This window comes from Rhizobium zaerense (genome assembly GCF_051810725.1).
In the GTDB taxonomy this organism is placed as follows: Bacteria; Pseudomonadota; Alphaproteobacteria; order Rhizobiales; family Rhizobiaceae; genus Rhizobium; species Rhizobium leguminosarum_I.
On record NZ_CM132690.1, the window covers coordinates 4,089,417 to 4,112,927 of the forward strand.

Here is a 23,511-nt window from a genome sequence, read left to right on the forward strand (position 1 = left end):
GCAAGTCCACTCTACTTTGGAAAAGTGGTCGCGTAAAATTTGAGAAATGCTCGAAAAAGGAAAGCAAATATTCCAATTAACACGAGCGCTCCAAATGAAATCCCTAAGTACAACCCTGCAAACACACGGTCTTTTCTCCCTAGCGCCCACTCATAAACAAAGCATTTCCCAATAGTGCAGCGATCAGAACCAGTAAATTTCCAGACAACCACATTGACTATAATGTAGCTAGACAAACTAATCACAAAAAATCTTAGGGATCCCGGATGACTTTCATTGGATGTTTCAAGGTTTGCAATCGGTGTGAAGCGAAAACCGCTGACATGCATTACAATAAACCAGCATAGGCTTGAGATTATCTGACTGCCTACTAGAAGAATAGCAATGTTCTGATTAGAAAGAACTAACTGACACGCGATCGCAGTCAGACCGCTTGGAAGGAGTAAGGCACCTAAAAATGCGTCGCCGCTGGTTGGCGTTTTCGTCGCTACAGCGATACCGCAAGCGTAAGCAGCCCAAACTGTTACTACAATTGGAATTGGGCCGATGACCCACGGCAAAGCCAAAAAAGACATTTATCCCACGAAGCTTGTACAGGCGCAGCATTTGAAGCATGACCTGCAAGTATCAATTTAGCAATGCTGAGGTCACGCTCCAATGTCAATGCTAGCAGGTCTCGAGAGCGATTGATTACGGCCTTGCGCAGGCGAGCGCGGCCTCGCGAAGCATGATCTGGAGATCCGCTCGCGAGATATCTCCGATACGATCGGCGGCGTCTTCAAGGAGGGTGGCGGGGTGGGGAGTGGTCATCTCGCGAGTATTCCAGTTGGTTGCGCGGACGAACGTCCGCATGGAACCGTGGATATCGACACGTTGCATGTTGCGCAACCGCCCTACATATTGCACGGTAACTTTACCGAAAGGAGAGGATGGTTGCAGCCATCCTCTCCTCACGCGGGCGTAGCGCCAGCAGTCTCGGGGCGACCAGTTCGCTTTGTCAGAGCGGTCGTTTCCGTGACTGCAGGTCGCATTATGGCGCAAATCATTGATGCCGTGCGCATGGGCGCCTTTTAGTCCACATGTTTATTCACATTTGATTTTAAGCCGTTCCGCGACATCGAGACTGACGAGCCCCGCGTTGCATGTTTCATGCAGCGCGCACCGGCTCATATGAGATGACGGAGGGTTGGGGGCGTGCTTTCGCCGGGGGCTCGCCGTCGAAGAAAGCCTCCCTGCATAATTCCTCGAATCAAAGTCGATTTTAGAGTATAATTCGCCAGTTTACCTAGAGGGCTGAAACGCCCTTGCGCGCCGCCTCGCGACGCGCGGTGCAGTAGAAGGAAAGATGAGCCAATGAAAAGGTTAGCAATCGTTACCCTGTCGCTGGTGACGGCGCTGACGAGCGTCCCGCCGGCCATGGCGTTTCCCACCGTTTCCATACCGAAGATCGAAGCCGCAAAGGCGCAGCCGGTCCAGTACAGACATCACGGCGGCGGCTACGGCCATGGAGGCTACTACGGGCATGGCGGCTACTACGGGCATGGACACCACGGTAGTAACAACGGCTGGGCCTGGGGACTCGGCGGGCTCGCGGCCGGCGCAATCATCGGCGGAATGCTGGCGCAGCCGTATTACGGCCAGGGCTACTACGGTCAGGGCTACTACAATCAGGGCTACTACGGCCAGGGCTACTACGGATCGCCCTATTACGGTGCGCCGCGCTACTACGGCTCGACCCTTTACCGTCCACGCTACTACGCGCCGCGCTATTACAGCCAGGTCTATAGTGGCGGCAACGGACATACGAGCTGGTGCTATGCGCGCTACCGTTCCTACAGGGCTTACGACAACACCTTCCAGCCCTATTACGGTCCGCGGCGTGCGTGCATTTCGCCCTACTGATGATTGCGGGCGTGCTTGGTGACCACCCGGCGCTTTTTCCGAAGCGCCGGTATCGGATTCTTCGCCTTTCCCAAGTGGGATTTGAACCGCTGAAGTGTGTGAGAGATTCAGCAGCCTGGCGGTCTTCTACGTCTGAAGCCGGTGACCACGGCGTGGGTTTTGATCGGGCTTAGACGAGCGAGTCCACGACGCCGCCGTCGACTCTCGGCGCTGCACCGGTCGTTACAGACCACCAAGCATCGTCGCAAAAGCGCCGGACACTTTTTCGCGCCATGCTATGTAGCTCCTCGCACTTCTGGAGGAAGCCCTCGCACAAGGCCGGTCAGTGGCCTAACCTGCATCTCGTCCTCGCCATCGTTCTACCGGCCATTGGTTCCGCCCAAGCTGTCCTTGCGATTTATGAAAGTTTCGGCTTCATCCACCACGCGTTCCTTGACGGCATCATGAGTATCGGACGCAACGTCCACAGCCTTTTGATAGACCTCCGACGCCACCTCTTTACCCTGCGCGGCGACGTCCTGCGCCTGATCGCTGAGGGTGTCTTTGGCGCTGTCTGCGGCTTCCCCGATCCATTCATCCTCAGTGTCAGTGTGCGGCAGCGCCGCGCCGATCGCCGCTCCGACCGCGAAAGCCAGGGCTCCGCCAACCAGCGGCTGGTCGCGGAAATGGGTGAGGATCGCCTCGTTGAGCTTGGTCGTTTGCTCCTGAAGACTGGTCGCCGCCGAAGAGGATCGGCTCGATAGCGAACTCGCCGCGCCAGACGCACGAGCGGTGAGGTCGCTCGCGGCGTTTTTCGCCTGCTCCCATTTCTCCGCCGCCCAGCCGGTTGCCGCGTCGAGCATTGCACCAGTCTCGTCGGCGATCTGATTGATCTGTTTTCCGCTGGCGTCGGCGAAGCCGCGATAGGTCTTGCCTGCCTCGTCGATGAAATGGCCGGCACGCCCCCCTGTTTCGTCGGTCAAGGCTTTCAGCCTCTTGCCGGATTCGTCGGCAAAGTGGCTGTAACGCGCTCCGTTTTCCATGGCCGGCGGACCGATCCTGCGGACCCGGCCGGTCGCCGGATAGAGCGGGTATTCGGCATCCTCCTCCCTCCAGGTCGCCATATCGCCTGAGGACGGGCTGCCTTTTGCCATGAGCCAGGCGAGGCTCACGCCCATCAGGGCTACCGGCAGAGGGTTCGCCTTGAGGGCGTGGCCAAGATTGCTGACATACTCTCCGCCGCCGCTTGCCTTGGTGTAGGCAATCACCTCGTCGACCAACTGGCCCGGCGACATCCGTTCCTGGATAGCGTCAATCCGGTCCCCGATGCGGCGGCGGTCCTGGTCGATCTCCCGCTGAAGCTCGGCCGATGTTTTCTCCATTGAGTTTTCCATCAGATTTTGTCCTTCACAACATTAACGTCGCGGCGAAGCGAGGTTGCAGTTCGATCCAGTGCCATGTTGTTGCCGCGAAGCGCGGAGAGGCCCCGGGAGACCATTGCCCATGCGATGCCGGCAATGACGATGCCGACGATCAACGAGGCGAGTGCACCGGCGGTGGTTTCGGTAAAACCCTTTGTCACGAGGAAGGCGGCGAGACCGCCGACAAGGGCACTCAGCAGGACGCCGACCGCCCCGATTGCCAGGACCAAACCAAACAGGAGAATCTCCACGCCGTTGAGCGCCTGCGAAAGTTTTTCCGAAGCCTCCGTCTTGGCAAGATCGATTTCCTTGCGGAGCAGGCCCGTGACATCACCAACGAGGCCACTGACGAGTTCGGAGAGAGGTATGTTCTCTGAAGATTTAGCCATTGTTCTCGCCTCCGGTCGTTGCGGTGCCGGGGCGAAGGCCAATCGATGGTTCGCGCGGCGCGGCAGCTGTTTGCCTTTTCGCGGACGCTGTCAGGAACCGGCTTGCGGCCAGGCCTGCAAGTGCGGCGATGCCGAGAAAGGCGAGCGGTTGTTTGCGCCCGAAATCCTCGGTCATGGTGGCGATCTCGCCGATGTCCTTGCCTTCCATCCGCCGAGCGACGGTCTGCACGCTCCGGCCGATTTGCTTGGCGAATCGTCCGACTTCCGCCTGACCGGAGTTTTGCATTTCGGCGCCAGCCTTCTCGAGCGCCATTGCAACTCCGCCGATCTGGCGAGCGGCAAAGTTGGTGCGTTCGGACATGACCTCCTTGGCTTTCTCGACGGCGGTGTCGGCGCCTTCCCTGATCGTTTCCCTGGCGGCGGAAACATCCTCGCTCACCTTCGCCTCCAGATCGGAAATGGACGTGCGCGTTCCCGGCGAGAAGCCGGAACCTGGGGATGAGGACGGGGTCTGCGCGGACGCGCTCCGCCCTGCCGAATCTGTAAAATCGTTTTGCATTTCGAACCTCCCAATTCGTGCCGGCAACTGCCGCAGCCCCGAACCATGGATGGCCCGCTTTGTTCCCCGGACGCGCCCGAAACGTTCCTCTTCGGCCCATGATGACATGATGGGGCTCAAAACTGCGATTGTGATGTTCTTAATCTTTGGCAGGCGTGACGATAGACGCCGCGATGTAACGCTCTTCCCTGTCGCCATCGTTGAAGTAGTAGACGGCGAGCAGGGATCCATCGCCGCGTTGTACGAGTTTGGGATAACCGAGATCAGCCGTGCCGCCGTCGCTCCGGATGACCGTCTCGGCGCCCCATGTCCGGCCATCATCGAAACTCATGCGCATCCTGATACCAAATGGCAGATCACGGTGGCCGTAAACGAGCACCAGAACGCCTTCGATCCGCCCGAGCGCCGGCGGGTTGCCATTGCTGCCGGTGTTTTCGACGATGCAGCCTTCCTGCGTCCAGGTCCTCCCTTGGTCACGGGAGGTGAAGGCCTCTATCCAACCCTTGCCACCGCCTCTGCCCATGCAGCGCGTCAGCGTCAGAATGGCGCCTCCGGACAGTGCCGTCGACGCCGGCATGATCGAATAGCCCTCAGGTTCCGGGCCGACAAAACCTTGAAGGATGAAGCTGCGCCCGCCGTCCACGGTGCGCGCGCAGAACACTCTGCCTTCCGTACCGTCGTCTTTGGACGTGCTGAGCATGAAGAGTGCATCGTTCCTGCCGAGAGGAACGATATCGGTGCGTGCCGAGATCGGAAGGTGCAAACCGGTGAAACGAAACGGACCCTGCCATGTCAGGCACCGATCCCGGCTGATATAGAACCAGCTGACAGCATTGCCCTCTACATCGGTTCTGGCGCACATGACGATCGTCTCGGAGTCGAGAAAGTTTATGGGATCGTCAATCGAGCAGAGGTCTTCACGGACCGACAGACGGGGACGGACCTTGAGCTCGGCGTTCAGATGCTCGTCGGCCGAAAGCGAGAGCCCACCCGGCAGGTGGCCGCAGAACGGCTCGTCTATCCATGTCAGTCCGCCGTCGAGGCTGCGTGCCTGCCAGGGTACGAAGGGGTAATTGCGGTCCAATTCGTGCAGCTCGCCCTTCGCCCCGAGTTTGCCGCGCGCGAAGACGACGACCATTTCGTCGCCCCACGACCAGAGACCATAATTTGCCGGCCAGCCTGCGAACTCGCCGCGTCTGCGATAGATTTCAAGATTGCGGAACTGCGTCTCCATGGAGGCTTCCAGACGGTCGGTCAGAGCGTTTCGACTGGAAGTGCCCGCACAAGCAATTCTTCCTGGGCGAGCAACTGTTCGAGTTTGCGCCGGTATTGGCGCCACCAGGCCCGATCGAGACTGTTCACCATCACTTCGATGACGATGACCGTATCTTCTTCAGTGCCCTCGCCATGGGACCAAAAGCCCTTTGCCGGGGAATTGAGGTATGAAGTCGCCCCGCCATGGCGCTCCGTCATCTCGCGCTGAATCATCGCGATAATGTCTTCGATGTCGATCGCCGCTTGCGGCGCTGCCGGAATAAACAACTGTATCAGATGCATGTGGAATTCTCCTCGTCCCGCAAACTTCGGAGGCCCGACGAGGTTCCGGCCCAGCTCGAAATCTGGCGCCTTGCCATAGGGTGGCAGCTCCCCTCGCCGCCGAATTGACGGATATCCGGTCGGAGGACGAGGAAGTGGCGACGGGCGGTCGTTCTCTCGTTAACGGTGTGCACCGGACCGCCGCGGCAATTCATGCAAGGTCCACGAGGCGATGTCACCTATCTGCGGCGTGCCTTCGACGAACGCATCTGGGCAGCCGTCCGCGTTCTGCGAGCAGTTGGCGACCATTTTGCGATGCCTCGATTACCGTCGTCTCCGATGCCCTTGCGGCGCGGACGAAGAGCTGACCCAAGCAATCGGTGAGTTCCGCCCCTTCGTGAAACCCGGCAGACTTGATCGCGCGCGCCCTGTGAAGGCGCATGCACGACCAGAGCATGATGCCGAAACGTGTGAGCGGTTCGCTGATAACATCATGCTCCAGCTGTCTAATTCAGAACAGGATTCAGGTTTGAGGCCGGCCCGGCGTCAAATCATCCTGCTTTAGCGAAAACCGCCGCTGGCGGTCAATCGTTCGCCGGTCAGCCAGCGGGCATCGTCGGAAGCGAGGAAGACGGCAATGTCGGCGATATCGTCCGGCTGGCCGATGCGGCCGAGCGGCGTCTGGGCAACCATGGTCTGCTGCAAATCCGAGCCGATGACGCCAGCCGAGTGCGCGCCCTCAGTCTCGACCATGCCCGGCAGAATGGCGTTGACGCGGATCTTGCGCGGGCCAAGCTCCTTGGCAAGCACGCTGTTGATGCCCTCCACGGCTTCCTTGGTGCCGGTGTAGACGGCCGAGGCCGGCAGCCCCAGGCTGGTGACCACCGAGGAGATGTTGATGACGCTGCCGCCTTCGCCGAGATGTTTGGCCGCCGCCTGGGTGGTCAGGAGAACGCCGAGAACATTGACGTCGAACATGCGGCGATAGTGCTCCTCTGTCACCTCGCCGATAGGGGCGAACTCATAGACGCCGGAGTTGTTGACCAGCACGTCGAGCTTGCCGAATTCCTTGATCGCGGCATCGACCACGCCCTGCGCCTGTTCTGCCTTTGAAACATCGCCTTGCACCGCGATGGCCTTGCCGCCGGCTGCATCGATCGCCTGAACGACGGCGTCGGCTCCCGCCTTGCTCGACGCGTAGTTGACCACCACTTGCGCACCTTCCGCTGCGAGTGCCTTGGCAATCGCAGCGCCAATGCCTTTGGAGGCGCCCGTAACGACAGCGACCTTTCCTGTGAGCTTAGCCATTTCTCGTTCCTTCAGATCTGGATAGCCGCCGGGATTGGCAGGCTTGTTCCATAGTTCGGAAATTCGGAACTATTGATCTCGATGTCAAGGGACGCTATATAAAATTCATGAGACCGCTCTTTCACCCAGACCTGGAGGACATCAAGCCCGAAGCGATCCTCTATGCGCTGTCGGATCCGGAGCGCGTTGCCATTTATGCGAAGCTTGCCGGGGCCGCCGGTGGCGGAACATGCTCTGCGGTTGCCGATCTCGGCGACCGCATCATTCCCAAATCGTCGCTGTCCAATCATTTCAAAGTGCTGCGCGAGTCCGGACTGATCCTGAGCGAGCGCCAGGGTGTGGAGATGCGCAACCAAACGCGCTGCGCCGAGTTGGATGAGCGCTTCCCGGGCCTGATCAAGGCCATTCTGACGGCGTACGGCCAGCTTCCCGGGGAGCCGAAGACGGACTAGCGCCTAGCCAAGCCTCGCGTCAACCGCAGCTGAATTGCAGCCCTAGGCGCGGCTCCATGGCGGTCCCTGCTGGAACGAACCTTACCTCCTCGCCCCGCCCTCGACCGTTTGTCGCCACCAGCCCGAACCTGCCAAGGTATTTGAGGCCGGCATAATATCTTGACGCGGGCGGCGATGCCGGAATCGCGCCACTCGCTTCATTTGCTTGTACGTATTCGAAGAGGCGGGGTGCGCCAGGATCGAGTTCCTCGTCGTCGGGCTCCGATCCAAAGAATGACAGTCGTTCCGCAAAAGGCTTACGTTTTGGAATGTTGCCTTTGTGACAAGTCGTCCAGTAAGCCCCTTGTTCCGGCTGGAAGAAATGCAGCCCGTAGCCTGTTCCGAAATAGTAGGTCTTTCCGTCATCGCTGACGTAGGCAACCATCCCGGAATTATATGGTTTTTTCCAAATCTCGGTCCACGCGCTCGATTGCGATGGCCAGATCGCGCCGAACTTTTTAAGGGCAAATCGCTCTTCCATGCCCAAGCCCCATGCGATGCTGTAGGTCAACTGGTAGCCGGCAGGCTCAAGCCGAATTGTAGTCGACCGCGCCATCGCCACATGCCAGACCGCGTAAGCGACACAAATTGCCCCGATCATCACCAAAACGCGGCGCATCCTGCCCCCTGGAGTTCGTCATCCTTGCAATCTTTAGCTGCAGTCTCGCGTTTCTGGAAACGCTAATCTCCGCCATGACGCTCGATCGATTGGGCGAGATCGATCCAATGCGGGCGATTGTCCCACCAGTGAACATGATCGGGCGCAGGAAACGCTGGATCGGCGAATGTGCCGCCCGCGATGACAACGGTGCCGGGGAGGTATGTTCATTCCATGTTGATCAGGCTTTGTCGATCTTACGGTGCCGGAATCGACAGGGTCTATCAAAAATTCAGCATGGCAGCTCGCGGTCATAGAGGTCATTGTGGCCTCAGACCGAAAGCGGCCTGCTTTGACGCGGCGATCCGTGCGCCGGCACGAGCCGTGAAAGCGCCGGGCCTAAGATTCGCGTTGCGATGCGGCCCGCGTCACCGCCGCGTCCTCCATGACGTAGGTCGCATATCGATGGTCGCGGATCAGTGTTATCTTTTGGTCCCTCCATTCGAGCAGCATGAAGTAGGCAGGAGCAGCGGACGGCGCAGCCGAGACCAGCAATATTTCCCTGCCCTCCAGACAAGCCGGTTCGATCCAAACCCGCGGATAATCCGCATAATAGGAAAAGAATCGGCCAACATCCGCCGCACCGGAGACCTGCGGCCGTCGTGCCTGACGAAGCCGAACATCCTCGGCAAGCAGCCTGCGCAGGGCCGTCCAATCCCGCGCGTTGAAGAGCGCTGCGAAATTCAGAACCTCGGCGCTTGGGGGCAGCGGAACTTCGGACTCCGTCTCGGTGATGGATCGCAATCCTGCCCGACCACGTGAGAGATGGGCTTTGACAGCATCGATACTCAGGCCCAACAGCGCGGCGATGTCTGCGATGGGCTCTCCCAGCACATCCTTGAGGATCACCGCGCTACGCTGCGGCACCGGCAATTTGGCATAGTGAGCCAAGGCGATCCGCACCGTGTCCTGCCTTATCAGCGCATCCTCCGGATCAACAGCACTGGCATCCGCCAGATCAAAGGCCGTCTCCAGCGGCTCTGACGGATGGGTACTTCGCTGGCGCAGCGTATCGATGGCGCGATTGTGAACAATGCGAAACAGCCATGGTCGCAGCGGCGTGCCGGACGAGATCGAGCCGACCATCGCGAACGCATTGACCAGCGCGTCCTGAATCACGTCCTCGCCGTCGATCACCGAGCCGACCAACCGGGCGGCATAGCGATGCAGTTCCGGGCGAACTGCATCCGCCTCCTTGGCCAGCGCCGCGTAGAGTGTGTTCTTCGCTTCTGCTTCGAGGGCAGCTTCATCCATCATTCGATGACCGTCACGCCTGTATCTCCTCGCACGGCGTAGATCATAGCCTCTTCCAGCGCCGTCTTGCCGATCAGCTCGGCCACCGTATCGCCAAAGCCGCGCGGTGTCATGTCCGGCCAGGCAGCCGCCTGTTCTGCGAATGTCCGGCCCGCCGCCGCAGCATAACCGGAGATTCCGGCGTTGCCCACGCCGGTTCCTGCGAACATCTGCCGGGGAACGATGACCCGGAAACGCAGGCCCAGGCCGAGCTGGGTCGACAAGCCCTCGGCATATTTTGCAATGAACCACTGCGCCCGTTTTGCTCCTGCATAGCCTCCCGATAGCGGCGAGCCTTGCACCGCGGCCCCGCTGGAAACGAGAACGACCAGCCCGCCCGGCGCCATCGGCAACGTCAGAGCGGCCTGGATCCAATGCAGGGCGGCCTTCACATCGACGTTCCAGTTGGTCGTGAACGCCTCCCAGCCAATACGGTCGATCCGTTCCATGGGCGGTTCCGCGCCGGCGTTCATGATGACGACATCGGGTCGTGTCTCCGACATGATCCTCTTTGCCGCGTCGGCGCTGGTCGCATCGGCAGCCACAGTCGTGACGGCCAGTTGCTCTCCCACCGCTTGCAAAATCGTCGAGTCGCGCGCCACGACGGTCACATTAGCTGCGCGCGCTACAAAGGCCTCGACCATTCCGAAGCCCAAACCGCGGCTACCACCGACGACAACGATCCGTTTTCCATCCAAATCCATGTTCTTTTCCTCGTTCGATCCAAACCGCGCAAAGGCAGTCGCAACAAGGACGTTCGAATGAGCTGAAAAGAGTCATCATTTTCGCTCTTGGGCGTGGATAATGAAAAGCTTGACAGGGCGCGACCCAACTCAGACAGATTTCGGTCTGTGCCGGCTGCAGTTGCAAATGTGAAATCCCAATTCCTCAACCATGCGGACGTTCGGCAGGCCGGCAGGTGCCTAATTTTAGCAGCGACTAATCTTGCTTCAGAAAGTACTGGATGGCGGGGTCGTTTCGGCACGTGGCCAACGGCAGCTGCTGAACTGAATAGATGCGGGTAATGGCTTCTTGATCAGCATCGACGTTCATGCATGCGCACGCGTAGCCGTGGATTGCGAACGTGTACACGTATTCACCTGCCGTCAGGTCCGGAATTTTATCGACGCCTTCAGCCCGGCTTCCGTCGCCTCCCAAAAACATGATCTGCCAGCCTCCCTTGGCATCGTACAGCTCCCACTTTCCCGTGGCCGGATTAGACAACCAACCGCAACGCCGTTCAGCCTGTGCAGCCGAAGCTGTACCCAACGCGAGAATGATAACTGATGTCAGAAGTTTCACAGACACTCCGGAGTCGCAAACTGTTAGCCTTGAAGCGGAAGGACAGCATCACAGGTTTCGATTGTGGATAAAAGTGTCGCTTTCACAAGCGTCGATCTGAAATTATCGCGATCCGCCCTTCGACAGCAATGCCAACTACAAGATCCTGTTTCGATCAACCTGGACCAGGTGCTGCAGGCGACACGAATGGTCGCAAGGATCCAGTTGCCCGTTCCACCGACGACGGAGCTGGCCCAGGCTTTGCCGATGATCGGCGAGATCGAAATCGCTGGCCTTGACTTAATTCTTGATCACATTGATGTTGACGGTGACGTCCTTGATGGTCCCCTCGCCGTAGGACACCTCACCTTATTCATGTCACGTCCGGAATAGCCGCTCCTGGAAGTATAGTATTCCGACACGCCGGGAGATTTCCTGGAATTGCATCTATTGCGGATGTCATCCTTGTAATTGGAATAAATATTCTCTTTGACGAATTCAACCGAGCCATGCGCCGGGGCTTCTACTAATTTTATATTGGCGATTGTTGCAGCCGTGCAGTCCTCATTCAAATTGTAGGACTGGCCCATCTTAGTGCGCTCTCCATTCAGAGCCCGACTGTGATCCGCAGAAATAGCGACACCGTCTTTGGTGGTGACGCATCCAGACAGACCTAAAATGATGGAAAGACAGAAATCGAAATAGAGTTTTCTTGCAAAAATCGCGAAGCCCGCATTTTGTTTTTCATCTCTTGGTTTTATTAATAGCGCCGTTCACCTTATCCAAACAGCGGCTCTTTGCAAACTTACGTGCCTGCGGGAGCCACCACCTTCATGGCCTTCTCACCGCGGAAGCAGCCTGCCAGCAAAGCCCGATGGTACAGCGCCCATGCTCGACTTTAGTCCGCTCTATTCGACCCCGCAGATTGCGGCCATCGAACAGTTCATCGATCGGCATTATCCGCTTGCAGGGCCGGTTTCCTGCCGGATGCTGCAACGCGGCTTGAATGATGTGTATCTTGCCGTGGCAAGCAACGGCGAGCGGTATGTGTTCCGGCTTTCTCATCGCCGCGCTCGCGGTCTGGCCGACGTCAAGACCGAAACGGCTTTCCTGGCGCATCTCTCGCAATCGGGCGTTCCGGTCGCAGCAGCCATCGCGACACGCGAGGGCAGCTTGTTCGTCGAGGGACAGGCGCCGGAGGGTGTGCGTCAGGCCGTGCTCTTCCGGGCGATCGAGGGCCGCAAGCCGGATGCGGCGGATTCCGGCGATGCAAGGGCCAACGGCAAGACCCTTGCTCTGCTGCACAACGCCGCCGAGACATTCCAGTCGGAGGAAGCGCTCTATCGGCTCGAGCTTGAACACTTGCTGCATCGGCCCCTCGCCCGCATATGCGATAGCGGCGTCGTGGAAGACGCCGAGGTCTGCAGCGATCTTGAAGACATCGCCTCGCGGACGGCAAAGGCGATCGAAGCCTTCGCCGATTTGACGTCGACTTATTGCCATGGTGACTGTCACGGCTTCAACGCACGGATCAACGACGCCGGCGAAGCCGTATTTTTCGACTTCGATGACGGCGGTCCGGGATACCTCGCCTACGACTTGTCGGTGTTTTTGTGGGCGCAAGTCTCCTTCGGCCGGACGTCGACCGCCATGTGGGACGCCTTCATCGATGCCTATCGAGCCGTCCGGCCGATCAGGCCTGACTTCGAAGCCGCCCACCGCTTTGTGATCATCCGCCACATCTGGCTGATGGGCGAATACGCCAGCCGGGCACAGGAATGGGGAAGCGAGGCTGTCGGCTGGATTGCCCGGGAAGCAAATTTCCTCAAGACGTGGGAGACCGAGCGATGTGTCGACCGGCTGCTCTGAATTCAGGTCTGCTCGGCAGCCGGAGGATCGGCGATGCGTCGGCGCTGTCGGCGCAGTCGGCGATCGCTTCGACCGTCGCCCACCCTTGGGGCAGGGTAAAGGAACGCCCGAGAAGGTCGATATAGGGGAACTTGTCAGGGACATCAGCACTTAGGGGCCACCGGCCCCGTCGGCCCTAAGCGGACTTTTTTCGTTATCGAAGGATAAGGTTGTTTTGCGCCTTCTCCTCGCTGTTCTCGGGCAAAGTGGGTCGTCCCAAAATCGGCCATCTATTCCAGATACGGCGTCAGCACATCTTCGATCCGCTTCATGAATGCGCGGACTCGGCGCGACAGATTGCTCCGATGTGCTACGATGAGGGATACGGGGAGCGCCCGGCGACGAAAATCGGGCATGATCTCCACAAGCGCTCCGCTCTTAAAGTATTGGCCAATCCCCAAGAGTGGCGCCTGAATCACGCCAAGGCCGGCGAGGGCAGCGGCGTCGTAAGTCTGCGCACTGTTGACGTGCAGCGCACCTGGCAACGTAAGCGTCGCGTAGCTGTCGCCGTCCGGATATTCCCATCCGGAGTATCCCCTCGATTTGAGGCCCGGAAGCCCGGGCCTCATCCTCTGATTTCAACTACGCCGGGTGCGCCGTTACATCTTGCTCATGCCCTTCTCGGCGTTTTCCATATGCGTCACACAAGTTTTGATCTTGTGCGCCTTCATGGCATCCTTCGCCATGGCCACCTGTTTGGTGGCGGCTGTTTTCTTCGTCTGATCGGCCATTGCGTCCACCTTGGTCTGCAAGGCCGTTATGGAAGCGTCGTCACATTTCGCCATAGATGCGGCATAGGCGGGCATAGTGCCCGCAGCCGCAAATACGGCCGCGATCAAAATCGATCTCAGCATGTGCATTTCCTCCGAAAGGGCATAATCGCCCCACCCGCAAACGCTTTGGTGGGGAGTGGGTTCCGACCTGCGACAATTAGACCGTGCTGGAGTACTGCGCTGCGTGCGAACGATGGTTCGGGCGGCGACAAGTCTAATCTGCCGAGCAATCGAGTCTAGAAGTCAAATGGTCCCAGAAGGGGTGCCGTAAGAGCAGCCATCAGGCCTGCACCTGCGAGCGCAGCCAGTCCTGAAGCTTGTCCACCGCTTCGGACTTCCGATATCGCGGCTTCACCAGATAGACGTGCGACTGCGCTCTGAGGGCGCCGTCGAAGACTTGCCTCAGCCTGCCCGCCTCGATGTCGGTCGAGACAAAGGCGCGGGTTGCCACGGCGATGCCCTGTCCGGCGATGGCAGCTTCGATCGCGTGCGATGTCTGTGAGAAGCTGATGCCCCGAAACAGCGTGGGATCACCGCCGCCGAGGAAACGATCGATATATTCGGGCCAGGAATTATGGGCATCGTGAAGGAGCGTGTAGTTCGAGAGTTCTTGCGCGTTGTTGGGCTCGGCCCCCTCGGCGACGAGGCTCGGATTGCAGATGGCAATGATCTCCTGCTCGAACAGCAGTTCGGCGGCAAGGCCTGGGCCGAAGGGAGGGCTGCCATAGCGGACGGCGAGATCGACGCCGTCCACCTGGAAGCTGGAAATGCGGTCCGTCGCCAGGATGTGGAGATCGAGATCGGGATGCCTCGAGGTGAAGTCCGGAAGACGCGGGATCAGCCATCGCGAGGCGAAGGTCGGTGTCGTGCTGACCACCAGTTTGACCGGCTGAGGCTTCAGGTTCGCCGTCGCGTTTGCGAGCAGTTCGAAGGCGCGCCTGACATCGGCGACGTAGCTTCGCCCCTCGCCCGTCAGCGCCAATGATTTCGGCAGGCGCTCGAACAATGTCACCCCGAGTTCCGCCTCAAGCCCGCGCACGTGCTGGGCGACGGCTCCCTGGGTGACGCCGAGCTCTTCGGCCGCGAGCCGGAAGTTCAGATGGCGCGCTGCCACGTCGAAGGCCTTGAGCCCGTTAAGAGAGGGAAGATTGCCGATCAGCATGGACGTTCGATAGTTTTACTACTGGGACGTTTCAGGAAAACTGGTTCGTTCCCGCTTGGGACCCATGATATCCCAGGGATCAATGCCCGGCAATGGGTGCAAACCGAGTAGGGAGAGCGGCGATGGCAGTAGAAAAGGTAGCAATCATTACGGCCGGCGGCAGCGGCATGGGTGCGGAAGCCGCGAGGCGGCTGGCGGCCGATGGCTTCAAGATCGCCATCCTATCCTCGTCGGGCAAGGGCGAGGCGCTTGCGAAAGAACTGGGCGGCATCGGCGTCACCGGCTCGAACCAATCCAACGACGACCTCAAGCGCCTGGTGGACGCATGCATGGAAAAGTGGGGCCGGATCGACGCTCTCGTCAACAGCGCCGGTCACGGTCCGCGTGCGCCGATCACCGAGATCACCGACGAACAGTGGCATACCGGCCTCGACGTCTACCTGATGAACGTCATCCGCTCGGTTCGGCTGGTCACGCCGGTCATGCAGGCGCAGAAGTCGGGCGCAATCGTCAATATCTCCACCGCCTGGGTGTCCGAACCGTCCGCGATGTTCCCGACCTCGGCCGTCTTCCGCGCCGGGCTCGCGGCCTACACCAAGATTTACGCCGATACCTATGCTGGCGACGGCATTCGCATCAACAACGTGCTGCCGGGCTGGATCGACAGCCTGCCGCCGACGGAGGAGCGCCGCGACAGCGTGCCGATGAAGCGCTACGGCACCAGCGCCGAAGTGGCCGCAACGATTTCCTTCCTCATTTCCGAGGGAGCGGGCTATATCACCGGCCAGAGCCTCAGGATCGACGGCGGCCTTACCCGGTCCGTCTGACAGGATCTCTACGCCCAAGGAAAACAGCGATGTGCTTCAACTGGAACGTCAAGGCCGGTGAGATAAAGCACACGGAGGCGACAGAGTGACCCTCGCCGAGGTCGATGCATCGGCCTGGGCCGAGCTCGAAGGGGCCGCCGCCGACCCGCAGTCGGCCTTCCGCTACCTGAACCTCTGTTCGGTCGACGCCGGCGGCCGGCCGCAAGCCCGCATGGTGGTGCTGAGGCGCGTCGATGCGGCGCGGCGCATCCTGGAAATCCATACGGATGTCAGAAGCCCTAAATGGCTGGAAATATCGGCCAATCCTCGGGTCACCATCCTCGGCTTCGGCCCGCAGCCGAAAGTGCAGCTTCGCCTTCAAGGATCGGCCGAACTCAACGGACCGTCGAGCGAACGCGCGGCCGAGGCCTGGAGCCTGCTGCCGCTGTCGACGCGCAGCACCTATATGGGCGGGCCGCCGGGCGACGACATCGGCGAGCGGCCAGCAAGCGAGGCGGCGGTCGCAGACGCCGATGGACAGGCCTTCTTCGGGGTGCTGATATTCCGGGCCGAGACGCTGGACTGGCTCCAGCTGCGCCACGCCGACAACCAACGCGCAGTCTTTGCCTACGATCATCTCGGCGCGCTGACCTCCTCCGGCTGGGTCAACCCCTGAACGCCGGACGACGTCGAAGCGCCATCGCTTTGTGATCGTCCGCCACATCCGGCTGATGGGCGAATACGCGGGGCACAGGAATGGGGAAGCCAGACTGTCGGTTGGATTGCCAGGCTGGCGATTTTCCTCAAGACGTGGGAGACCGAGCAATGTGTCGACCACCTGTTTTAAAGCAACGCGCGGCTTAGCCGCTCAGCCTTCAAGCCGAACATGATGCTCCAGCCATGCGACAGCGAAGCTGCAGATCGCGGCCGCATCGACCAGCACCGATCCTGCGTCTCCGACTAGGCCCTGCGCACCCTGCCCGCTGGTGAGAAACGCGCCCACGATCCCGCCGAAATAATCGTCGTCAAGGCCCGGCACGACCGGGTCGCTTGTGTCGAATTCTTCCAGCATCCGCCACACCACGCCGGCCGATGTGGCAAAGGGCGCCTCGTAGCGGCGGAGGCGCTTGTTCGGAATTCGCGCCAGGTGTTCTGCATGGTGGAGCAGGGTCATGGTGTCGAGCGGAGCTCCGGCCATCAGAACCTTGCCGCCTGCCGCCACCAGCCTGCCGAGCGGCGATGTCTCTCCATAGCCGTAATCGAGCGGGTGGTCGGCGGTGAGCCAATCCGCGCGCGCGCCGATCGCCGCGACCGAGGCGCCCGGATTGCCGCTGCGTCTTGCCACTGATGTCGTTCGAATGAATTCGGCGAGCACGCCGTTATCGCGGGCAGCGCGGGAAACAGCCGGATCGAACGGCGCGATATGGGCGCGCCATTCCGGCGGGACGCGGCCATTTTCATCCAGCAAAGCATCATAGTCACCGTTCCAGTCGGTATAGGCAACGATGGTGCCGGCGGGGCCCACGGCATCGCGAAGCGCTTCGATCAGTACATCAGGCCCGTTGAGCAGCCGCCCCACCCGCTTCATCGCGGCGTGGACCATGACCATGTCGCCGGCGCGAATGCCGAGACTGTCGAGATCCCTGGCCAGCGAGAGGCGAGTGTGAATGCGCGGAACGATCATCGGCAGATGATCATAGGGGTCGCATGCGAGAGTCAAGCGATCGCGACCCTGCCCTGATACTCACCTTCAGCCGACGACCGCGGTGCAACTGCGTTCGGCCTCGTTGCGGCAGGCGCTACGCACATCTTATTCTGGTGGTCCCGGGTTGCATATAGTCGCGGGGCGTGTGTCACGCTGATTTCACGCGATTTCGATGGTGGATTTTACTAGATTTCTTCACGGCTTCGCCGGCACGATTTGGTGGGACGCATGTCTTCTGGATCGCGTTTCGGACAGCGCCGGCCGCCGAAATGGCAAAGAGTTTTCGTGCCGATCAAGTATTGTCCTCGAGGGTGGGCGGCGGTCGGTCATTTTCATTGGTCATGCTGCAGTGCAGGAGGCAGCTGAAGATGCAATTTCTGGTCCATTCAAAGACGATCGCCGAACTTGAATATGATAGCGAGACCTGCGTCTTGCGGGTGCTCTACAAAGACGGACGAGTGAGCTCTGTTCCCGATGTCGCTCCCACGCTGGTGATGAAGATCGTCGCGCGGGTTCCCGTCGAGAAATCTCCTTATCTGATGCAGACCGCGATCTGAGACCTCTGCGAAAAGTCACGACCGTCGGAAAGGACGGGTAGCGCCGTTCTGATCCGCAATGAGCCGCCGGCCTGTTTGGAGCGTCGCCATCGCCCGCTTCTGCGGGCATCATGCTTTAGTAAAGTGTCCTTCGGTAGGCTTGTTCCAGGTCTTCGTCCATCTTTCGCATTTCATCCGCGTCCCTCGGCGCCCCTGTCGTCTCATCCAGAATGATCTTCATGAGCGAGGGCATCTCGGTGCGGTCCTGGAAATGATCCGGGCTCCACAAGCGGGACCGTCTGAATGCCTTGGCGCAATGCATGAAAACTTCGCTTACCGTCACGATAATAGCGAGTTTCGGGAGACGATCGGCAACGCTCATGCCAGCCAGCAGTTGAGGATCATTGGTCAGACTTGCTCGCCCGTTGACGCGCAATGTGTCGTCGAAACCGGGGACGAGAAACAAGAGCCCGACATTCGGGTTGGCGATGATGTTGCTTAGACGATTGTTGCCGGGTCGATCCGGGATCGCCAGCGTGTGCTTGTCAAGAACCTTGACGAACCCCGGAGGGTCGCCGCGAGGACTGACGTCGGCCCTTCCCTCCGAACTCTGCGTGCCGATGCAGAAGAACGGCGAGCGCCGAATGAATTCCTGCGCGTGCTCGCCAAGCGAATTCTGACACTTCACGATTGCCAGGGCGTGGGTCGGCTCGAACAGCGCCCAAAGCGACTGCTCATCGGCGATGGCACATTCTGGATTGAGTTGTAAGGCCGTCATGCTCCCCTCCCGAAGTCCCTCTCATCGCATGGCCGAACTGCAGGTCTGGAATTCAGGCCTCGCAACGCTCGTCTCCGCCCGCAAGCCATGAATATGATGTACGTACCTCAGAAGGTATACATCAGTTGAGATGCAGGATCAATGCGGGATTGAATCGCCGTATTGCAAGGCAAGCCGCGCTGATAGGGGCGGAACAGGCGGAGAATATGAGGTTCGGCCAGCGGCGTGACGTCCGACGTCTGGAACACTTCTTCCATCTTTTCGGTCGACGACGACATCCCGATACCGGCGATCGCCCAGGGCCGACGCTTCGTGCTTCGTGAAGGTATCGTCCTTTCGGGTGAGAAGCGGAACCGCCGAACTCTCAGGCGATTTGAGAGCCGGTCGCTCGGCTGGTTTTCACCCCGAAAACCGCTGTCTCCTGTTAAGCCGGGCGGCCGCCACGGCTTGCAGGTCGACGGTGCTCTTGATCGATGTTGCGGATCCTCCAATTCAAAGAGGACGGCATCTCACCTGCTTCACCGATGCTTGCAGCGCCCGCGCCCGGCTTGCAAATCGATCATGGCTCGAGGCTATTTCTAAGAATTTCCGCCAATATTCTTTTTCCGTTCAACTCGCTGACAGACTTCGGGCCTGTCTTATTCCAGGTGTCACATACCGCCGTGCCCGCGTCCCTCCCACCCTTCCAGCTACTGCAGAACGTGTTGCCAGAAATGCGCCACATGCCATCAATTGAGATTACATCTCCGGAATCGAGTTTAACCTGACCATGTGCGGTGCCGTCCTTGAGTACAGAAAGCTCGCCACTATAACCCTCTTTTGGGCCGCCCAGCGCAATCACTTTGCCGTCTGAAAGCAGGGCCTGAAGCTCCTTTCCTATCACCGCGGTAGCGGCAATAGCTTGGGTTCCGAGAAACACCATAGATAGTCCAGTCAGTATAGTTCTGTGCATTTGCCGATTTCTCCCACCGCCGTCAAGCACAGTCTCCGTCCGCCATATATGAACTACAAGTCATCTCTTATAATTAGCTATAGTTTGATAGTTTTCAGCAGATATCTTGGAAAGATTAGTCATAAATTACAGTTTTATTGAAAATTTATGATTTGTTGGGCGCCGGATTAGCTGCATCGCGCCTTAGGATGGCAACGATGTATGGGAAAAGCTGCGACTTTTCCGAGGTCAGGTCCGCCTGATGGGGACCCCAATGAGCCGTTCATATTCGTGCTCTGGGACACCATAGGAGCCGCCGGCCAAGTCCTCCAGCTTGGGCCGGTCCAAAATCCGGATATTCCCCCGCGTCGCCTTGATCGCGTGCACGCCCTCGAGGATGTGGATTTCATTGGTGACGCCTGCACGTCGTACGCCGAGCATAAGCGAGAGGAACTCGTGGGTAAGAGGCAGATCTCTGTCGCGCAGCCGGTCGTGGCACATCAACAGCCATCGGGCCAGCCGCCCGGGCATGGTGTAACGGGCATTGGCAAGGGCGGAATGGGCCAGCTGCAACTCGCAGCAATGCACATATTTGAGCAGCAGGTCGTTGGCCAACGGAACTCGTTGCGCCATGGAAAGAAGTGCGGATACCGGCACCGAAATTCCGTGCCCCTCGACCTGCATGAAGGTCCTGTTTGGCGTTTGATCGACCTTCAGGAACACATGGGCTCCTGCCATGCCCTCATATCCGACATGCCCGACTTCGACGGACTCGTCATCGGAGTTGGTGGCAACAATTGATGCCAAGCCGCTCTCAAGGAAGCAGGCGGTCTCACTTGGCACATCAGGCGCGACCAGTTCGAACTGCACCGGAAGCTCGCGCGGCTGCATCGTCGCCTGCAGCAGATCGAATGCTTCAGGCGCAAGTGCTCTGAGAAGAAGGTTTTGGATGTTTGACTGCGAAAAGTCGGACATGGCCCAGCCTCCGGCGGGATTGAGCCCGATCTCCTGTCGACGTACGGCGAAGCGCCGGCAATGTTTCGCTTATGTGCCAGACCATCTTCACAGGCCAAGAGGCGCCGGTCTTCTGTGCGGTTTTGACATTGCTACAATGCGCCGGATTCTTGCGTAGCAAGGTAGACCTGGTCCACGATCTGGACGGCGGCCGTGAAGGAAAGAACCATGACCGTGACCCCCTGCTCATCGGTGACGTTCATCAGCCATGCCGAGACGTCGGCCTTCTTCAACAGAGCGCCCCTCAGCCGCTCGGCTATGGTCTCAACAGCTTCGCTGCGGGCGCTTTGGAGGTCCGGGTGCTCTGAGCCCACCGTATCCTGAATGGAGATGCCGTCATGAACGTTGAAAAAGTAGCGAGCCACATCTGTTGCTCCTGTACAGGCAAGAGCAACTAATATCTCCCAGCCATCCGCGCCTGGGACGATGGCGGATGATGATCGATTATCGCATGTAATCATGTTTTAAAGAAGGCCCGTAATCCCGAAAGTGCTTGCGCGGCGAGGCCGAGCGTTCATCGGCCGCGCCGGAACCTTTTTTTGCTTCCATGCGTTTGGCGGGCGGATCTGAAGGTCTTTCCCCTAGCCTTCATTGAACCCCTTTCCATGTACGCTCACTAGCCCCGCGTCCAGCGCGGGGCTTTTTTGACAGCCTGGCTGAACCGGGGGCGCGGGTATCCATTGCGCCTTGAATATCAGCGGTCGCGCAACCGGGTCCCTTTCTCCGCCCGCGCCGCGACGCAGCATTTTGCCGATTCCACACGCTGGCACAGCGCAGCAATTGCATTTTTTCATTTTGGGTGGCCGGCCCCTCTTGAACCGCTAATAGCCTGAATTAAATGATTTATGCTGGTAGCCCAATTGGGACCGGCAAAGTCCAGGAGACGCCGGTAGCTCTTGGCGTCTCCTTGTATCCATGTTGCTTCAAAGGAGGATATGGCTATGAGGACAAACCTCGATTTCTCTCCCCTGTTCCGGTCGAGCATCGGCTTTGACCGCATGTTAGGTGCGCTTCAAGCCGGCATCGACACCATCGACAACTGGCCGCCCTACGACATCCTCAAGACGAGCGAGGATGAATACCGCATCGAAATGGCGGTGGCGGGATTCTCCCAGAACGAACTGACGATGACGCAGGAGCAGAACCTGCTCGTGGTTGCGGGCAAGAAGGCGGATAGCGATGACGACGTGCAATATCTTCATCGCAGCGTCGCTCAGCGAAGCTTCCAGCGCCGGTTCGAACTTGCCGACTATGTCAAGGTCGAAAGGGCTGAACTTGTCGACGGACTGTTGATCATCGATCTGAAGCGCGAGATCCCTGAAGAAATGAAGCCGCGCCAGATCGAAATCGGAACCGGCCAGGCCCTTCCGAAGTTCGAGCCCAAGCAGATCGAAGCTGAGACGCAAGCAGCGTAAGCCTCGAAAGGCGCATCGGCGCCGGGCACACCCGGCGCCGATGTGAATGCTTCGCTGCCAATCCAAGAGAAAGGAGAAAAGACATGAGTGTTCGTGATCTCATTCCCTGGAGCGGGAACAACGGCCATCAGGCTCCCAGCCTGTTGCGTGATGATGATCGTGATCCGTTCCTGTCCCTGCATCGCGAGGTGAACCGATTGTTCGACGAGGCATTCCGCGGATTCGGTTCCAACTTTCCGTCGTTGACTGGCCCCAGAGCCTTTGGTGGCGGATGGCCGAGCGTCGAGATCTCCGACAGCGAGAAGGAGATCAAGGTGACGGCCGAGGTGCCTGGCCTTGAGGAAAAGGACATAGAAGTCCTGCTCAATGACGGCGTGCTCACGCTGAAAGGCGAAAAGCAGTCCGAGACGGAGGACAAGGATCGCCAGTTCTCCGAGCGCTACTACGGTCGCTTCGAGCGTCGCATTCCGCTCGGTGCCGAGGTCAAGGAAGACGCGATCGACGCCCGCTTCAAAAACGGTGTGTTGACAGTGACCTTGCCGAAGAGTGAGCAGGCGCAGTCGCAAGTCAAGCGGATCGCCATCAAGAGCTAACCAATTGACCCAACCGACGGCCGGCCTTGTGGCGGCCGTCGGCATCCTTCGCCGATAGGGAGGGATATGATGATGGACGTTAACAGAGAGACGCACAACAGAGAGACGAAGAAACCACATACGGCTGTTTCGGATAGCTGGCCAGCAAACGACAACCAGCGGAAGCCTCTGTCATTCGGCCGCTCGGTATTTCCCGAGGAAGCTGTCGCCCGAATCTTCAAGCCATCGCGCTCGGCGATGACGTCAGGCACCCGGCGAACGAAAGGCTGGCGGCTCGTCTTCCAGCGCCGTAGCGCACCGTTCATCGAGCCTTTGATGGGCTATACGGGCAGTACCGATACGCTCACGCAGGTTGAGCTGGAATTTCCAACCCTTGAATCAGCAATCCGATATGCGGAGCGCCAGGGGCTGACCTACAGGGTGCAGCGTCAGGCGAGTAGCGCCGCGGCGTCGACAAAGCAGAGAACCCGCCAGCAAACGCGCCGGCCATCTCGTGCCTTCTCCGACGCTGCATTGCAACGGCTCGGTCCCGCCGCATGTCAGAAGATCTGCGGACAGGCACAAGGCCCCGCTTTGCAGACCCACGTCTATGAACCCGCAACATGGCCATCGCCTGCTGACGTTGTCCGAGATCGGACGCTGCAGGCACTGCTTGACCTCGAGCGCAACGTCGAGAGGCGAGATCTTCAGCCGACGATCAACCGAGATGCCGCGTGAGGTGGAGCCATGAACCCATCTATCGTCTTCGATTGCGAGAAGATCCTGCCCAACAGGTTCGCGCTGACTATGGCTGCGGCCGCACGAAGCCGCGCCCTTTATCGAGGGGCGGAGCCGAGGCTGGATCCTTCAGATGCCTGCGTCAGCGAACTCGCGCTGCAGGAGATTGCAAGAGGCTCGTTCACCAGCAGCGAGCTCGCACCCTTTCTGGGCGGACCGGCAGGGACAAAGCGACTTCACTCCGCCGATCCGGCCACTCGCCTTCGCGGCAACGGCGAACGATCGCCGCTGCAGCACCCGTCTCCACGCCACCGGAGGCGGTTCAATGATGATGCAAACAAGTAAGGAGAAACGAC

General features: G+C 59.4%; 30 protein-coding genes and 3 pseudogenes. 11 read left to right on the forward strand and 22 right to left on the reverse strand.

The annotated features are described in order from the left end of the window. Window positions 1–11 precede the first annotated feature (11 nt). Both ACS4RR_RS20120 and ACS4RR_RS20125 read right to left on the reverse strand, forming a co-directional pair. Complete coding sequence (locus tag ACS4RR_RS20120; protein WP_456189224.1) at window positions 12–575, reverse strand: hypothetical protein; 564 nt, start codon at window positions 573–575, stop codon at window positions 12–14. 133 nt (window positions 576–708) lie between these two features. Continuing rightward, window positions 709–852: pseudogene (locus ACS4RR_RS20125) on the reverse strand (CopG family transcriptional regulator); the annotation flags it as partial. Window positions 853–1,353: 501 nt separating this feature from the next. Between ACS4RR_RS20125 and ACS4RR_RS20130 the strand changes: the two are divergent. Next, window positions 1,354–1,902, forward strand: coding sequence for a BA14K family protein (locus ACS4RR_RS20130; protein WP_162119048.1), 549 nt, complete (start codon window positions 1,354–1,356; stop codon window positions 1,900–1,902). Between the two features lie 359 nt (window positions 1,903–2,261). On the opposite strand, the gene ACS4RR_RS20135 is transcribed toward ACS4RR_RS20130, so the two are convergent. The 6 genes from ACS4RR_RS20135 to ACS4RR_RS20160 form a co-directional block, all read right to left on the reverse strand. Continuing rightward, window positions 2,262–3,275: a DUF3618 domain-containing protein gene (locus ACS4RR_RS20135; protein ID WP_170261900.1), complete on the reverse strand. Its 1,014-nt coding sequence runs from the start codon at window positions 3,273–3,275 to the stop codon at window positions 2,262–2,264. Then, entirely contained in the window at window positions 3,275–3,691 is a 417-nt protein-coding gene (locus ACS4RR_RS20140; RefSeq protein WP_170278680.1) for a phage holin family protein, read from the reverse strand. The genes ACS4RR_RS20135 and ACS4RR_RS20140 overlap by 1 nt, the downstream gene beginning before the upstream one ends. Then, the gene (locus tag ACS4RR_RS20145; RefSeq protein ID WP_017963331.1) at window positions 3,684–4,250 is read right to left on the reverse strand and encodes a hypothetical protein; all 567 of its coding nucleotides are present in this window, start codon (window positions 4,248–4,250) and stop codon (window positions 3,684–3,686) included. Before ACS4RR_RS20145 ends, ACS4RR_RS20140 begins: the two co-directional genes overlap by 8 nt. Before the next feature lie 139 nt (window positions 4,251–4,389). Further along, a complete protein-coding gene (locus ACS4RR_RS20150) occupies window positions 4,390–5,484 on the reverse strand; it encodes a sialidase family protein (RefSeq protein ID WP_456189225.1) in 1,095 nt (364 codons plus the stop codon). 20 nt (window positions 5,485–5,504) lie between these two features. Beyond that, entirely contained in the window at window positions 5,505–5,807 is a 303-nt protein-coding gene (locus ACS4RR_RS20155; protein WP_017963329.1) for a hypothetical protein, read from the reverse strand. 540 nt (window positions 5,808–6,347) lie between these two features. Next, complete coding sequence (locus tag ACS4RR_RS20160) at window positions 6,348–7,094, reverse strand: glucose 1-dehydrogenase (RefSeq protein WP_456189226.1); 747 nt, start codon at window positions 7,092–7,094, stop codon at window positions 6,348–6,350. 107 nt (window positions 7,095–7,201) lie between these two features. Here ACS4RR_RS20160 and ACS4RR_RS20165 point away from each other — a divergent pair, with 107 nt between their 5' ends. Then, on the forward strand, window positions 7,202–7,546 hold the full coding sequence (locus ACS4RR_RS20165; protein WP_456189227.1) for an ArsR/SmtB family transcription factor: 345 nt from the start codon (window positions 7,202–7,204) through the stop codon (window positions 7,544–7,546). 19 nt (window positions 7,547–7,565) lie between these two features. On the opposite strand, the gene ACS4RR_RS20170 is transcribed toward ACS4RR_RS20165, so the two are convergent. The 5 genes and pseudogenes from ACS4RR_RS20170 to ACS4RR_RS20190 all read right to left on the reverse strand — a co-directional run bounded on the left by ACS4RR_RS20170 (window position 7,566) and on the right by ACS4RR_RS20190 (window position 11,553). Then, window positions 7,566–8,204, reverse strand: a complete 639-nt coding sequence (locus ACS4RR_RS20170; RefSeq protein WP_456189228.1) for a hypothetical protein — start codon at window positions 8,202–8,204, stop codon at window positions 7,566–7,568. A gap of 378 nt (window positions 8,205–8,582) precedes the next feature. Next, window positions 8,583–9,500 (reverse strand): RNA polymerase sigma factor, encoded by a 918-nt coding sequence (locus tag ACS4RR_RS20175; protein WP_456189229.1) that lies wholly within the window; start codon window positions 9,498–9,500, stop codon window positions 8,583–8,585. After that, the gene (locus tag ACS4RR_RS20180) at window positions 9,497–10,240 is read right to left on the reverse strand and encodes an SDR family NAD(P)-dependent oxidoreductase (protein WP_456189230.1); all 744 of its coding nucleotides are present in this window, start codon (window positions 10,238–10,240) and stop codon (window positions 9,497–9,499) included. The genes ACS4RR_RS20175 and ACS4RR_RS20180 overlap by 4 nt, the downstream gene beginning before the upstream one ends. A gap of 235 nt (window positions 10,241–10,475) precedes the next feature. Next, window positions 10,476–10,838, reverse strand: coding sequence for a DUF4087 domain-containing protein (locus ACS4RR_RS20185; protein WP_130699755.1), 363 nt, complete (start codon window positions 10,836–10,838; stop codon window positions 10,476–10,478). A 279-nt stretch (window positions 10,839–11,117) separates the two neighbouring features. Then, a pseudogene (locus ACS4RR_RS20190) lies at window positions 11,118–11,553 on the reverse strand (hypothetical protein). A gap of 152 nt (window positions 11,554–11,705) precedes the next feature. On the opposite strand from ACS4RR_RS20190, the gene ACS4RR_RS20195 reads away from it, so the two are divergent. After that, the gene (locus ACS4RR_RS20195; RefSeq protein WP_456189231.1) at window positions 11,706–12,686 is read left to right on the forward strand and encodes a phosphotransferase enzyme family protein; all 981 of its coding nucleotides are present in this window, start codon (window positions 11,706–11,708) and stop codon (window positions 12,684–12,686) included. Window positions 12,687–12,955: 269 nt separating this feature from the next. On the opposite strand, the gene ACS4RR_RS20200 is transcribed toward ACS4RR_RS20195, so the two are convergent. The 3 genes from ACS4RR_RS20200 to ACS4RR_RS20210 form a co-directional block, all read right to left on the reverse strand. Then, entirely contained in the window at window positions 12,956–13,294 is a 339-nt protein-coding gene (locus ACS4RR_RS20200) for a LysR substrate-binding domain-containing protein (protein WP_456189232.1), read from the reverse strand. Window positions 13,295–13,324: 30 nt separating this feature from the next. After that, window positions 13,325–13,579 (reverse strand): hypothetical protein, encoded by a 255-nt coding sequence (locus tag ACS4RR_RS20205; protein WP_246709952.1) that lies wholly within the window; start codon window positions 13,577–13,579, stop codon window positions 13,325–13,327. Between the two features lie 199 nt (window positions 13,580–13,778). After that, window positions 13,779–14,660, reverse strand: coding sequence for a LysR substrate-binding domain-containing protein (locus ACS4RR_RS20210; protein ID WP_222387410.1), 882 nt, complete (start codon window positions 14,658–14,660; stop codon window positions 13,779–13,781). Between the two features lie 122 nt (window positions 14,661–14,782). On the opposite strand from ACS4RR_RS20210, the gene ACS4RR_RS20215 reads away from it, so the two are divergent. The 3 genes and pseudogenes from ACS4RR_RS20215 to ACS4RR_RS20225 all read left to right on the forward strand — a co-directional run. Further along, the gene (locus ACS4RR_RS20215) at window positions 14,783–15,487 is read left to right on the forward strand and encodes an SDR family oxidoreductase (RefSeq protein ID WP_170278672.1); all 705 of its coding nucleotides are present in this window, start codon (window positions 14,783–14,785) and stop codon (window positions 15,485–15,487) included. Between the two features lie 85 nt (window positions 15,488–15,572). Continuing rightward, window positions 15,573–16,142 (forward strand): pyridoxamine 5'-phosphate oxidase family protein, encoded by a 570-nt coding sequence (locus tag ACS4RR_RS20220; RefSeq protein WP_456189233.1) that lies wholly within the window; start codon window positions 15,573–15,575, stop codon window positions 16,140–16,142. Next, window positions 16,143–16,313: pseudogene (locus ACS4RR_RS20225) on the forward strand (kinase); the annotation flags it as partial. A gap of 21 nt (window positions 16,314–16,334) precedes the next feature. On the opposite strand, the gene aac(3) reads toward ACS4RR_RS20225, so the two are convergent. Then, window positions 16,335–17,150, reverse strand: coding sequence for an aminoglycoside 3-N-acetyltransferase (gene aac(3), locus ACS4RR_RS20230; protein ID WP_026154049.1), 816 nt, complete (start codon window positions 17,148–17,150; stop codon window positions 16,335–16,337). 389 nt (window positions 17,151–17,539) lie between these two features. Here aac(3) and ACS4RR_RS20235 point away from each other — a divergent pair, with 389 nt between their 5' ends. After that, window positions 17,540–17,728 carry a hypothetical protein gene (locus ACS4RR_RS20235; protein ID WP_017959409.1) on the forward strand — a complete coding sequence of 63 codons (189 nt, stop codon included), beginning with the start codon at window positions 17,540–17,542 and terminating at the stop codon, window positions 17,726–17,728. A 115-nt stretch (window positions 17,729–17,843) separates the two neighbouring features. Here the strand turns inward: ACS4RR_RS20235 and ACS4RR_RS20240 are convergent, their stop codons facing one another. From ACS4RR_RS20240 to ACS4RR_RS20260, 5 genes are all read right to left on the reverse strand, one after another. Beyond that, complete coding sequence (locus tag ACS4RR_RS20240; protein ID WP_456189234.1) at window positions 17,844–18,485, reverse strand: pyridoxamine 5'-phosphate oxidase family protein; 642 nt, start codon at window positions 18,483–18,485, stop codon at window positions 17,844–17,846. A 107-nt stretch (window positions 18,486–18,592) separates the two neighbouring features. Next, window positions 18,593–18,763, reverse strand: coding sequence for a hypothetical protein (locus ACS4RR_RS20245; protein WP_017963311.1), 171 nt, complete (start codon window positions 18,761–18,763; stop codon window positions 18,593–18,595). 281 nt (window positions 18,764–19,044) lie between these two features. Further along, complete coding sequence (locus tag ACS4RR_RS20250) at window positions 19,045–19,407, reverse strand: hypothetical protein (RefSeq protein WP_456189235.1); 363 nt, start codon at window positions 19,405–19,407, stop codon at window positions 19,045–19,047. 258 nt (window positions 19,408–19,665) lie between these two features. Continuing rightward, window positions 19,666–20,391: a Crp/Fnr family transcriptional regulator gene (locus ACS4RR_RS20255; RefSeq protein WP_456189236.1), complete on the reverse strand. Its 726-nt coding sequence runs from the start codon at window positions 20,389–20,391 to the stop codon at window positions 19,666–19,668. Window positions 20,392–20,522: 131 nt separating this feature from the next. Then, window positions 20,523–20,795: a DUF6894 family protein gene (locus ACS4RR_RS20260; RefSeq protein WP_017963308.1), complete on the reverse strand. Its 273-nt coding sequence runs from the start codon at window positions 20,793–20,795 to the stop codon at window positions 20,523–20,525. A gap of 576 nt (window positions 20,796–21,371) precedes the next feature. On the opposite strand from ACS4RR_RS20260, the gene ACS4RR_RS20265 reads away from it, so the two are divergent. From ACS4RR_RS20265 to ACS4RR_RS20280, 4 genes are all read left to right on the forward strand, one after another. Continuing rightward, entirely contained in the window at window positions 21,372–21,845 is a 474-nt protein-coding gene (locus tag ACS4RR_RS20265; protein ID WP_170278667.1) for an Hsp20 family protein, read from the forward strand. 83 nt (window positions 21,846–21,928) lie between these two features. Next, window positions 21,929–22,438 carry an Hsp20/alpha crystallin family protein gene (locus ACS4RR_RS20270; protein ID WP_017963306.1) on the forward strand — a complete coding sequence of 170 codons (510 nt, stop codon included), beginning with the start codon at window positions 21,929–21,931 and terminating at the stop codon, window positions 22,436–22,438. Between the two features lie 69 nt (window positions 22,439–22,507). Continuing rightward, window positions 22,508–23,155 carry an ETC complex I subunit gene (locus ACS4RR_RS20275; RefSeq protein ID WP_456190155.1) on the forward strand — a complete coding sequence of 216 codons (648 nt, stop codon included), beginning with the start codon at window positions 22,508–22,510 and terminating at the stop codon, window positions 23,153–23,155. Window positions 23,156–23,224: 69 nt separating this feature from the next. Next, a complete protein-coding gene (locus ACS4RR_RS20280) occupies window positions 23,225–23,500 on the forward strand; it encodes a DNA-directed RNA polymerase subunit omega (RefSeq protein WP_456190156.1) in 276 nt (91 codons plus the stop codon). Window positions 23,501–23,511: the final 11 nt, after the last annotated feature.